This is a genomic window from Microcystis aeruginosa NIES-843 (assembly GCF_000010625.1).
GTDB lineage: Bacteria > Cyanobacteriota > Cyanobacteriia > Cyanobacteriales > Microcystaceae > Microcystis > Microcystis aeruginosa.
Genome location: NC_010296.1, coordinates 526,928 through 538,793 on the forward strand (window position 1 = coordinate 526,928; position 11,866 = coordinate 538,793).

The window sequence follows — 11,866 nt, forward strand, 5'->3', positions numbered from 1 at the left end:
AACTTCTATTCCCAAATCTGACAGCTTAGATCGCCCGATTTTTGGGAAAGACGCAGATTTTCACCGTAATCGACGGGAACATCGATCACCGTAGGCACCTCTTGCCGGAAAGCCTCCTCTAGTGTCGGGATCAAATCCTGAGTAGATTCCACCCGATAGCCTTTTAATCCCATACTTTCGGCAAATTTAACAAAATCGGGATTACCAAACTTAATAAAAGAAGATGTCCCAAAATAGTTTAACTGCTTCCATTCGATTAAACCGTAACCGCCATCATTAAAGATGAGAGTGACGAAGGGAGTTCCCACCCGCAAAGCTGTCTCCAATTCCTGACAATTCATCATAAAACCGCCGTCCCCCGTCACCGCCACAATGCGCTTATTGGGATAAACTAACTTAGCGGCGATCGCACCAGGGATAGCAATACCCATAGCGGCGAAACCGTTAGAAATAATGCAAGTATTGGGACAATCGGAGTGATACTGGCGCGCCATCCACATTTTATGAGCGCCCACGTCACAAATAGCGATATCTTCCGGTCCCATCACCTGACGCAGATCGTAGATCAATTTTTGTGGCTTGATCGGAAAACCCGTATCATTGGCATAGGTTTCGTAATCGGCCCGAATTTCCGTCTTTAATCCCGCGGTGACGGGAGTTGGTTTATTCTGGCGATCGGCCCGTTTGAGGATATCGATGAGAGAATCGGTGATATCACCCACCACTTCCACCACCGGGGCATAACTGCTGTCAATTTCCGCCGGAGTCATGCCGATGTGAATAATCGGTAATTTACCGTCTGGATTCCATTTTTTCGGGGAATACTCGATTAAATCGTAACCAACAGCGATAATTAAATCACTGCGCTCGAAGGCACAACTAATCAAATCCCGTTGCTGTAATCCTACCGCCCAAAGAGCCAGAGGATGGGTATAGGGAATCACCCCCTTACCCATAAAAGTGTTAGCCACAGGGATATTCAAGGCCGTGGCGAATTCCGTTAAAGCCTCACTAGCATTAGCGCGAATTGCCCCATTTCCCGCCAAAATCAAGGGATTTTTCGCTTTAGAAATCACCGCCGCCGCCATGTTCAAAGTCCGATAGGAAGCGTAAACTTTTTCCTGACTATCGAGGGGCAAGGGATGACCATCGGCAGCCATAGCGGCGATATTTTCGGGAAGATCGATATGAACTGCCCCCGGTTTCTCACTTTGGGCGGTTTTAAAGGCTCTCCGTACCACTTCTGGGGTGATACCCGGCCGCACGATTTGTTTATTCCATTTCGTCACCGGGGCGAACATGGCCACCAGATCCAGGTATTGATGGGATTCAATGTGCATCCGATCGGTTCCCACCTGGCCGGTGATGGCCACTAAGGGCGCCCCATCGAGGTTAGCATCGGCTACCCCTGTCATCAGGTTAGTCGCCCCCGGTCCTAAAGTGGAGAGACAAACCCCCGCTTTTCCCGTCAAGCGTCCATAGACATCGGCCATAAAAGCCGCGCCCTGTTCGTGACGGGTGGTGATAAATTTGATCGAGGAGTTTTTCAGGGCTTCCAAAACATCGAGGTTTTCTTCCCCGGGTAGCCCAAAAATATACTCGACCCCTTCATTCTCTAGACATTTAACTAGAAGTTCGGCTGTGTTTAATTCCCCCATAGTTCCCTCCTGTAGAGCTTACTTCATCAGTAAAGTCTCTAGAGATAGTTCATCCCGGCGGATTGAGGTTGTTGCGCTCAACTCGTCGGGATGATATCAGTAGACTATATGTACCAATGTAGCTGACTAAAATTTTGTTTAAGTCTATCCATATACCATTGTGACTTAGATCTTGACCCTTGGCAGATTATTTATTAGCACAATTGGGGAGAATTTTTTTTAGGCCGTTAATTCTTCGGCAGCGTGGGCTAGTTGGGCGGCGACTTTGGCTAGATAGGGACGACTTAACCACCAGATAAAGGGGGACAGCCAACCCCGCAGAGTGACAGAATAGGAAATATAACTACCACAGAGGGTTGATTCCACTTGGTAGGTCATTTTCTGTTCCATGCCCGGGATAGCGAGAACTCTGAGGCTGAGGAGTTCCCCGGGGCGGACATTTTCCACGAAAACCCGGATAGGAATGGGAGTCAGACGGGTGACAGCTTGATAGATTAACCCTGGTTTAGCGATTAAACCCAAGGGAACATCAGCCTTGGCGATCAAAGGATGCCAAGAGACATCGGCCACATTGATTAATTTTTGCCAGAGGACATCGACGGGGGCGGTACTGACCACCCGATAGGTTTTGTAGAGTGAAAACTTACAGAATAGTCTGCCTTTGGCCGCTACAATCCTTAAGGAAAAATTGAGAATCACCGATTGCCTCCCGCAAAAATAATCTAGGGAATCTTCTATTTTGACATACCCCACGCCGTAAACGGACGTGGATTCTTCTCGCATCACTGCTGTGAATTTCTGGCTCAACGAGTCCACTTGAATTAGATTCCTGGCGAAATCCCACCCAGAGGTGGTTCTCTCCTCAGACTTTCGCGACCTTACAGAAGCCTGTTTTCGGGGGCCCCTACGATACAGTTCCAAACCTCTAAAATACTTGGTTTCTCTGGTACTTGGTGCTGAGAATTTTTACCTATAGGAGCATTCCCCTAGTGGGACTTAAACAAATTTCAAGCCCAAACAAAGCCTAAACTGGCTTTGTAAGCGGCAAACACATCCCGATTCTCGGTCAGCCACTCAAAGAAACGGAAAGACATCGCTGTCCGAAAAGCTTCCAAGGCTTCCACAAAAGTGTTTAAAGGTCGATTCGCCCACCGCCTTTGCAATCCCCCAGTTAACTGATGCCACAGGATAAATGTATAGGCACAAAACACCAAGATAAAATGACGAAGTAAGCTTCGTTTATCCCTGACTTGGTATTCCCTTAACCCTAACCATCCTTTGGCTTCTCGGTAGAATACTTCCACCCAATTTCTTTCGGTGTAAGTCCTCACTATCCACGAAGCTGTTACTGTATCTGCCTCAACTACATTGGTGATGAAATAGTCAACCTCTGTTGCTTTTTCCATTGAACTTGCATTCATGATGATCGCCAAGTTCCTTTCTCCTTCTAGTTGAGATATTTTCGCTCTGAATACCGCTACCCAAACCGTTTTTTCTTTATCTAGATTTAGGGTGATTTTCTCCCAATCCTTTTCTGATAGGCTTTTTGCTAGTTGCTCAAGCTGGATTGTTTCTTCCACACCCCCTTCTTTTTCAATAATTACTTTTCGATTTTTTGCCAATCCTCCTAAGTATTTTAGCTTTCTTTCTTCCAGGGCTTTGAGAAAATTTGTGTTGTTGCCATAACCAGCATCTATTAAGACGATTTTCGGTCGATAGCCTCTGGTTAAGCTCCGGTCAATTAAATCTATCGCTATCTCCGGTTTCTTCTTAAATTCTTTGTCTTCTTTCCCCTCGGCTAAGGAACTAGCCGGTTGATAAATTTCAATGTCTAGGGGGACACTTTTTTTGCCGTCGTAGAGATGGGTAGTGACGGCGACTATTCCGTTGTCTGTCTTGCCAATTTCTCCTAGGTACTGCCTGCCAACTCCGGCGGTCAGATTGCCACTTTTTCGATGTCCTGAGTCATCGACAATCAGGGAAAATCCTCGGGGGATTTGCGTCTGGCGGCATTGGTTCATCACTTGCAACCGACATTCATTCACCTGACGGTCTGACCAGGGAGATTCGGTCAAAAAGTGATGTAATCGGTTATAAACTACTCCGACGGCATTATTGGCCATTTGAGTGAGGTTTTTCCGCTCACTTTCCCCTAATAATCCTCCTAAATATTGTCTGAAGCCGTTTTTTTGCGCTTCGTTTTTGAAGCAATTGTCAAACCGCCGACACCATCGGTCAAAGCATGGGGGCATCGCGGCTGGGGTTGTCTCTTTCATCGCTGATCTTTCAACGTAAAGTGCTTACTCTTTAACGATTATACTCGATTTGATCTTTATTTGGCGTTTAAGTCCCACTAGAGAACCCCATAACTCTAGTTTTCAAGGTGCGTTCATCGGTTGATGACTGGGTTTTTTAAGCGGTTGCTTACCCGGCCCCCTATTCTTAATATCATACATCCTATAAAGTCGCCCTCAAAGGGCGAGGCTTTCAACCCAATTTTTCGGTAAAAAATAAATGGCTTTCCGGCAGTGTGCGCTTTTGATAATTTTCAATTATATGAATAGATTGATAAAGCTTGTTCTCAAGCCGCTAAAAGCCTATCAGTTCTTTGTGTGATCAGTTTAACTTACTATAGAAGCGATCAATCTTTGTGTCCTCTGTGTCTGGAGTGGTTCCTTCCACTCCCTCGCCAGCAGGACTGTATCTTAGAATACATTTTACTCACCAAACCTAAGATAGCCCGGTTCTTCGGTTTGTGTTATGCGATGGATGGGGTTACAAGGGATGAAAACCCTATATAGAGTTGGCTGAATAAATCTAATTTTTTCGATAAAAGCGGCAGGGTTAAAACCAGCAAGAGTGGCTGTGCCAAGGGTAGCACCTGAAAGATCAAGAAATTGACGGCGATCGAGAGACATATTCTCAGAGCAGATGTTCCGATGATCAATTATCCTATCGATCGGTGCCTTGGCAAAGAAAAGTTTTTATTTTTACCTGTCCGCTATAAGATGTCAAATTTTTTGAGTAATTGCCAGGGAATTTAAAAAAATTTGTTTACTCAAATTAAGAGTTAAATTTGGAAGGTTTCTAGAGCGCATTTTTCCTCAAGTGGAGATGGAAAAAATCCCATCCCCACACTTGTCAATTTATTTTCGCTGCTTGTTAAATACTGAACCCATCCCCAGTAAACCCAATGCCAATAACCCCAGAATCGAGGAAGGCTCTGGAACCGCTGGAAATGGATTTGGACCGGTACTGGGTGATAAAAATCCTTTTAAAGGATCACCCACGGCTCCAAAACCAACAAGATCGAGGGAATTAAACTGAGTTATAACTTCTACATAGGTCTCTTCTCCTTCTAGTACCCTGAAACTACCGAGATCGGGGAAATCCGTAAAGTAAATGAAATCTGCACTAGCGATAGGATCGGCAACATTTGGGGTGTTCACAATCGTGATTTTTAATGGCAATGTTTGAGTGAAATCTAGGTCGGAGGAAGTAGTATTGACTATCAGATCAACCCCATCAATCTGAGTGCCTAGAAAAATAGTGCCATTACGGTAATACAAGCGCCCTGCAACAAAGTCTTGACCCTTGGGCTGATCGGTAAAGTCAGAAGGAATAAAGGACAATTGATTGGTAAATGAACCATCTACAGGCGTTCCCCATTCGATGGTGTCGGTTCCGTTGCCCGTGTATACTGAGCCAGGGAGCGTGATGGCGTTGTCAAAATGGCCTGTCACTGTCCCTGTACCTACATTTACAGTTACAGCTTGGGCGGCTTGGAAAGGGGCTAGGATGGCTAGAGTTGCCCCCGCTACCAATAAGCAAGGCTTACCCCCCCCCCGCATTTTTGATTACTTTTGTTAATGTTTTGTCCATGGAAAACTCTTCACTTGGTAAGTTTTCTTCGATTATATAATTGTATTTTTCAAAAGACTGGTATTGCCTGCTACCAATAAGTAATGCTTACCCCCCCCGCATTTTTAATTATTTTTGTTAATGTTTGCGCCATGGAAACCTCTTCTTTGGTAGAGTTTCTTCGATTGTATAATTGTATTTGCCTCTCTTGGATATTGGCTGAAAAATGTTCACAATCTCACATTATGGGCTTAACGCCTGCGCCCCTACATTGCACAATGACCTAAAATACTTTTTCAGCAAGCCTTTATTTTATTACCATAAACGATAAAAAATTTTCAACAAATGCGGCGGAATTTTTAGATAATAACCAATAATTACTAATTGATTAACTAAGGTGGTTTTGGCAACTCCTAATTTTTGCCAACGTCTTGCCGAGGTAATCACCGGAGCAGAAACTATGGCTATTTTACCCCTTTTTTTCAATCTTTGTATTAATTCAAAATCTTCCATAATTGGCAACTCAGGAAAACCGCCCAAATCGGCAAAGATTGAGGCTTTTAAAAATATTCCTTGATCTCCGTAGGGAAGGGAAAGCCAGCGAGAACGCCAATTAACTAATTTTTCCACTAAACGCAGGGTTTTTTCTTCTCCATCAATTTTTAATTCAAAGGCCCCCGCTACTATCCCAGATTGGGATAAAGTATTGATAATTTGTTCTTGAAATTCCTGGGGAAGTAAAGTATCTCCATGCAGAAATAACAAAATATCTCCTTTCGCTATTTTGGCTCCTAAATTCATCTGAAATCCACGACCTTTACTGGGGGAAATAATTACTTTTCCTCCCAATTGTTCGGCTATTTCTCTGGTTTTATCGGTACTTCCCCCATCGACAACAATAATTTCTACCCCCGCACCTATCTGTTTTAACGTTGCTGCAATTCTTAACTCCTCATTAAGAGTCGGAATGATAATACTAAGATAATTCATCAGGTTTTGCGCTAACTAAAGTCAGAGGATTTAGGGGCGACCATCGGGTAAATTTTCCTACAAATACCCAGGGATTGACTGGGATTGGTAATAACTGTTTTTTCGGTAGAAAAGTTAAACATTGCTGCCAGTTCTTCAGAGTGGCTAAAGCTGGAGTCAAAAGTCGATACCAAATTAGGTTACACTTCATCTTTATGGAAAGCGAAACTCTGTTCTAAGATAGGTGGGACAATGCCGAATATTAAAGGAGACGATGGTGCGCTCAAAACCATCTTCAGCAATAGTAAAATTATCGCAGTGGTCGGGCATTCCGAGAAATCGAGCCGCGCCAGCTATCAGGTGGCCAAATTCCTGCAAGCGGTGGGTTATCGAGTCTATCCTGTCAATCCTATGGTCCAGCAAATTGACGGTCAAAGCTGCTATCCTTCTCTAGAGGCTATCCCCGAACCTGTGGATATTGTTAACGTTTTTCGTCATCCTGATTATCTACCCGAAATTGTCGAGTCAGCTATTGCTATTGGGGCCGCTACCCTTTGGACACAATTGAGAATTTATCACCCAGTTGCCGAAAAAAAAGCGATCGAGGCGGGTTTAAATGTGATTATGGATGCTTGTATCCAGATAGAATATCAGCGTCTATTTGCCTAAAACAAAACCCCACCATGGGTGGGGTTTCGGGTTTAATTTAGGAAATCCTAGAAGGTAAAGGTTCCGCGGAGAGTGCCAATCCACTCATTACCAGTGCCTTTGAACTGTTCAGGTGCAGAAATCCAGATGACACCGGGGGTGATAGAAATATTGTCGGTGACTTGGTACTTGTAGAACAATTCAACGTGGTAGGGAACGATGTTAGATACTTTTAGCCCCATGTCTCGGAAGCTTAAGTGACCGATGTAGGGCTGCGCACCAGCAAACAGACCTAAGATATTTCCTTCTTTACCCAAGTCGGGGAAGGCAATACCAGCACCGTAGGTCCACACTTCCGCATCACCGAGACCGAGTAAACGCACGGTGGAGTAGGAACCGAAGGCACTCAAGCTGGCGAAACCAATATCCACTGCACCGGTTAAACCGTAGCTATTGGATACTTTGGCTCCGAAGTTGAAGAAACCGACTTCATCCTGTAGGGTGACGCTATCAGGATCGTTGCCGTTGACGTTGAGCAGGGTATTTAACTGAGTTTGGGAAAGGTTAGCGGCGGAAGTCCCCGTTACACCGAAGGAACCACCGTTACCGAAGATGGCGGTATCGGCACCTTGGTAAGCGTTAACGTAGGTGAAGCCGACGTTGAGGAAGTTAAAGAGGTTAGCGTTAATCTGTGCTAAAGCGGCGTAATCTCCGTTAAAGAGACCATTACCCGGGTTAGGATTGGCCGCAGAACTAGAGCCACCACCACCGGCTAAGTAACCCAAGGATAGGGAGGTCGGACCGACAATGCTTTGGAGGAAGCCTAACTGTAGGCTAACACCGGCCCCAGAACCACCACCGATACGATATATGGGGTTTTCGGAAGCGAAGGTAGATAGCGCACCATTACCACCGTCGAAGTCTTCAAAGAAGGGATTAGTGGTGGGAACGAAGTCATTCCAAATACCGCCCCAAGCGGCGACGTAGGTATTGAAGCGACCAAAATAACCTAAGTCAATCGGGGTATAGTAGGCCAACCAGTCGAGAACCACATTGCTACCGTTACCGGCCGCGGTCCAAGTTTGGAATAGGGAAGGGCTTTGCAGATTATCGAATCTGACGGAAGCGGGATCACCATTTTGTAGTGTGGTGGTCGATTTGTAATCAAATCCGAAGGGAGTGGCACTACCCGCCGCTAAACGAGTTTTCAGTACGTCCTGACCGGTGAAGCTCGTGTTTAACAGCAAACGAGCGCGGTATTGCATGGCGGCCTGGGAGGCGGGGCTACCAGCACCGACCGTATCGGTGACAGCGAAAATAACTTCCCCAGCTAATTTGGTGGTGGTGGAGAATTGGTTATTTTCGAGGAAAGACACCCGGCTTTCTAAGTTATCAACTCTAGCTCCCAAGGCCGCTAATTCGGCCTGGAACTCATCCATCAAGCGCTTGAGGGCATCTAAGTCTTCCTTGAGGACGTTGACACCATCTTGAATTAAACGTTCCATCACGTTTAAGCAAGCGTTTAAACCAGCCGCAAATTCCCAACGGGTTAAAGCTCGGTCGCCGCGGAAGGTGCGATCGGGATAACCAACAATACAACCATAGCGCTCCACAAGGCTTCTTAGGGCTTCATAGGCCCAAGCGGTGGGGGAAACATCCCGCAGTTGGTTAACGCTGGTGACTTGATCGATGGTGTTGCCCTGTACGGGTGCAACTTGACCTTCGTTACCGTACTGTTCGATCTGATTGAGTAATTCGCCAGTTCCTGCACCGGTATTCTGAACTTGAGCGATTTCTAGATTGTTAAATTCGGTAGAAACACTGGTAGATTTGACGGGGTCGAAGCTACTAGCATTAGCGGAAGCTACTAGGGTAGCCCCTAAAATCGCTGGGCTAACCAGCAATGATTTCCAGAACATTCTTAACATGATGGTTTTTTCCTCACACCTTATAGGTTGACTACACAGTTTGACGACGCATATAGCCTTTCTATTCTTTTGCCATTATACACAATTTAATTACTTAGGGAAAGATGCGATCTCATTTTTTTTCCCTTGACCGGTTGACAAAGTGGCCACCCTGTCGCTCCTGACGGCACTTAAACAAAAACTAAAGTAGGTTAGAATCCTTACACAGAGAAAACTTAAGCTCATACAACAGGCTCGTCTAGACGAGTCGGGCAAGGTTCTGTGATTTTGATAACGGCCACTGAACTGGGTTGTCGTCAGGTTAATTGATGATTTCTATGGTGGCACTCTTAATATGGAGTGATGTCTAATGGGCAAAACTTAACGCCGATAAAAACAGAGACAAGACCATGAAAAAAAGAAAGATAGCCAATACACTGCGTAAAGCCTTGCTAGAAGATGGCAAGATGGAACGCGCTCTCTATGAATACGAATTAGAAGAACACATAGACTACTGGTACGAAGGTCTCAAGTCCGACCGTGATCAGTTTGTCTTTGCCGTCACGGAAAACTCCGGTGATGTGGCAATGGTATTGATTACGCCTGGTAAAACTATCTATGTCAATGAGGAGGCGAGAGAGAAACTAGCTAAATTCTGGATAAAAGCTTATGAGAATAATATAAATCAACTCATTCCCATGATGGCAGAGAATTTGGCCAATGATATTATCTCGGTGACAGGCGTTAAAATGGTGTCCCCAAACCAGAAGCGACGCTGGGTTAGTTTGCGCCCGTAGAGTTAAAGTCAAGAAAGGCTCACTTAGGAAAAAATTGGTATTAGTTCTGGTTCTGGGGTTCCCAGATGACGGGAAACCCTCAAAAACTATCCGCCCTTACCAATTGCTCGGTAAGGGCGGTGTAGCGGGTCATCGGAATCGACACCAGACTGCCGGAAGGAACTCCAGCTAGTCTAAATCTTGTTTAGACGTGGGGGTCTAGAGAACAGCCCCGGCGCACAGCCAGCTATTGTCGATTAGGAGACCCATGCTTTTACTACTTTCTACCATCGACATCACCTCCTGTATCCCTTAACGGATTAATTATTGAATTTATCTGTAATTAGCTTAACGCAGCTGTGCGGAAAAAATCAAGGCCGGCAGCTAAAAATTTTTTCGGCAGGCTGAGGTTAGCCCCAAAATGTAGGTGGAGATAGGAAGCGTGCAGATTCTTACCTTGCCACCCTTCGGCATTGATATCACTTTTGGGGAATGCTTGCAGTTGATAAATCGGTGCGTCGCTCACCCCGCTTAATTGGGAGCGATGGAATTCATGGCCGCGCACTGGTTGACCTGCTTTGAGCAGGATCGTCTCCTGTTTGGCGATGGCTTGCCGATAACCTAGGGTTAATTTCGGGGACATTATAGCAGATTGGGGGATTATTTGCAACATAGAATGGTTTTTTTGCTCAAAATCAACTATTTTTTCACATAAATACATTAATCCCCCACATTCGGCGTAGGTGGGCATTCCAGAGGCGATCGCTTTTCTCACCTGAGTTAAGATAGGGGTGTTAGCCGCTAATTCCGGGGCAAAGATTTCGGGAAAACCGCCACCAAAGTACAACCCTTGCAGGTTTTCGGGCAAATTTGCCCCTTGCAAGGGACTCCAAAAGATTAATTCCGCGCCTAAATTGGCTAAAATATCGAGATTATCGGGATAATAAAAGTTAAAAGCCTTATCTCTGGCAATACCGATACGGATAGGGGGAAAAAGCTTATTTTCTTCTGTGGGATTTTTCGGGTTCTCTTGGGGAGAAATAGTGAGTAAAGGCAAGAGAATGTCCCAATTAAAGCAGTTTTGGGCAATAGAAGCCAGTTGATCTTGCAGTTGCCTGATTTCTCCTAGTTCATCCCTGGGAACCAATCCTAGATGGCGATCGGGAATTGTCAGGGAATCTTGACGACGCAAAACCCCGACAATCGGCATATTGATCGATTCTAGGGCGGTTTGCAGTAATTGCAGGTGGCGATCGCTGCCAACCCGATTGAGGATAACTCCGGCTAGATGAAGATTTTTGTCTAAAGATTGATAACCGCGGACAATAGCGGCGACAGAGGTAGATAAACGACTACAATCGATAACTAACAGCAGAGGAAGCCCTAAAATACGGGCAATATGGGCGGTACTGGCATAATCGGGAAATTGAGTATCGCTTAATTGAATACCATCAAATAGCCCCATTACCCCTTCAATCAGAGCATAATCGACATTTTGACAATGTTGGGCAAAACCGGTTTTTACATAGTCTTCAGAAGTTAAAACCGGATCGAGATTGCGACAGGGGCGACCGGTAAAATGACTATGGAACATGGGATCGATATAATCGGGCCCGACTTTAAAAGATTGCACTCGATCGCCACGACTGATTAAATAGGCCAAGATTGCCAGAGTAATCGTAGTTTTACCGACTCCGCTTCTTTCTCCTGCGATGATCATTATTAGTTGTTTTTTTTCGAGATCGAGCTAGACTTAATTAACCTGTTACACAATCAATTCTAAGGCTTGCCAACGGCTAATAGAGTCAATTTTGGCCGCTAACTGGTTCCTGTGTCAATCGACTTTTTTTTATTAGCGGCGAAATCAATTTGACCACGTTTAGGATCATTGTCATCATCTCTAGACAACCGGGAGCATCTCACCTTTGCAATGAGCATAAATACTTAGTGGAAAAATAGGCTTTTCGAGGGTAATTCTTGTTTTAACCCACATTCCGCACCCTAAGTGTCACAACGTCTCAAAAGAGGAAGGGGCGCGAGTCAAAAT

10 protein-coding genes are annotated in these 11,866 nt (G+C 45.2%); 2 read left to right on the forward strand and 8 right to left on the reverse strand.

Features of this window, described 5'->3' with window-relative positions:
* Positions 1-5: 5 nt before the first annotated feature.
* From MAE_RS02665 to MAE_RS02695, 6 genes are all read right to left on the reverse strand, one after another.
* A complete protein-coding gene (locus MAE_RS02665) occupies positions 6-1,658 on the reverse strand; it encodes an acetolactate synthase large subunit (protein WP_002759883.1) in 1,653 nt (550 codons plus the stop codon).
* Positions 1,659-1,877: 219 nt separating this feature from the next.
* Entirely contained in the window at positions 1,878-2,357 is a 480-nt protein-coding gene (locus MAE_RS02670) for a hypothetical protein (protein ID WP_041804515.1), read from the reverse strand.
* Between the two features lie 308 nt (positions 2,358-2,665).
* Positions 2,666-3,934 (reverse strand): IS701-like element ISMae34 family transposase, encoded by a 1,269-nt coding sequence (locus MAE_RS02675; RefSeq protein WP_012264216.1) that lies wholly within the window; start codon positions 3,932-3,934, stop codon positions 2,666-2,668.
* A gap of 870 nt (positions 3,935-4,804) precedes the next feature.
* Positions 4,805-5,509 (reverse strand): choice-of-anchor K domain-containing protein, encoded by a 705-nt coding sequence (locus MAE_RS02685; RefSeq protein WP_012264218.1) that lies wholly within the window; start codon positions 5,507-5,509, stop codon positions 4,805-4,807.
* 325 nt (positions 5,510-5,834) lie between these two features.
* Positions 5,835-6,509, reverse strand: a complete 675-nt coding sequence (locus MAE_RS02690) for a TIGR04283 family arsenosugar biosynthesis glycosyltransferase (protein ID WP_012264220.1) — start codon at positions 6,507-6,509, stop codon at positions 5,835-5,837.
* Positions 6,496-6,669, reverse strand: coding sequence for a hypothetical protein (locus tag MAE_RS02695; protein WP_231859706.1), 174 nt, complete (start codon positions 6,667-6,669; stop codon positions 6,496-6,498). The genes MAE_RS02690 and MAE_RS02695 overlap by 14 nt, the downstream gene beginning before the upstream one ends.
* Before the next feature lie 71 nt (positions 6,670-6,740).
* On the opposite strand from MAE_RS02695, the gene MAE_RS02700 reads away from it, so the two are divergent.
* Positions 6,741-7,157, forward strand: coding sequence for a CoA-binding protein (locus MAE_RS02700; protein ID WP_012264221.1), 417 nt, complete (start codon positions 6,741-6,743; stop codon positions 7,155-7,157).
* A gap of 47 nt (positions 7,158-7,204) precedes the next feature.
* Here the strand turns inward: MAE_RS02700 and MAE_RS02705 are convergent, their stop codons facing one another.
* The gene (locus MAE_RS02705) at positions 7,205-9,064 is read right to left on the reverse strand and encodes an iron uptake porin (protein ID WP_041803722.1); all 1,860 of its coding nucleotides are present in this window, start codon (positions 9,062-9,064) and stop codon (positions 7,205-7,207) included.
* A gap of 389 nt (positions 9,065-9,453) precedes the next feature.
* Here MAE_RS02705 and MAE_RS02710 point away from each other — a divergent pair, with 389 nt between their 5' ends.
* A complete protein-coding gene (locus MAE_RS02710; protein WP_004163047.1) occupies positions 9,454-9,840 on the forward strand; it encodes a hypothetical protein in 387 nt (128 codons plus the stop codon).
* A 322-nt stretch (positions 9,841-10,162) separates the two neighbouring features.
* On the opposite strand, the gene MAE_RS02715 is transcribed toward MAE_RS02710, so the two are convergent.
* Positions 10,163-11,539 (reverse strand): cobyrinate a,c-diamide synthase, encoded by a 1,377-nt coding sequence (locus MAE_RS02715; RefSeq protein ID WP_012264224.1) that lies wholly within the window; start codon positions 11,537-11,539, stop codon positions 10,163-10,165.
* Positions 11,540-11,866: the final 327 nt, after the last annotated feature.

Excerpts from the sequence above, each read along its gene's own strand:
- MAE_RS02665 (WP_002759883.1), bottom strand. The coding sequence starts at position 1,658 with ATGGGGGAATTAAACACAGCCGAACTTCTAGTTAAATGTCTAGAGAAT.
- MAE_RS02675 (WP_012264216.1), bottom strand. The coding sequence starts at position 3,934 with ATGAAAGAGACAACCCCAGCCGCGATGCCCCCATGCTTTGACCGATGG.
- MAE_RS02685 (WP_012264218.1), bottom strand. The coding sequence starts at position 5,509 with ATGCGGGGGGGGGGTAAGCCTTGCTTATTGGTAGCGGGGGCAACTCTA.
- MAE_RS02690 (WP_012264220.1), bottom strand. The coding sequence starts at position 6,509 with ATGAATTATCTTAGTATTATCATTCCGACTCTTAATGAGGAGTTAAGA.
- MAE_RS02700 (WP_012264221.1), top strand. The coding sequence starts at position 6,741 with ATGCCGAATATTAAAGGAGACGATGGTGCGCTCAAAACCATCTTCAGC.
- MAE_RS02705 (WP_041803722.1), bottom strand. The coding sequence starts at position 9,064 with ATGTTAAGAATGTTCTGGAAATCATTGCTGGTTAGCCCAGCGATTTTA.
- MAE_RS02710 (WP_004163047.1), top strand. The coding sequence starts at position 9,454 with ATGAAAAAAAGAAAGATAGCCAATACACTGCGTAAAGCCTTGCTAGAA.
- MAE_RS02715 (WP_012264224.1), bottom strand. The coding sequence starts at position 11,539 with ATGATCATCGCAGGAGAAAGAAGCGGAGTCGGTAAAACTACGATTACT.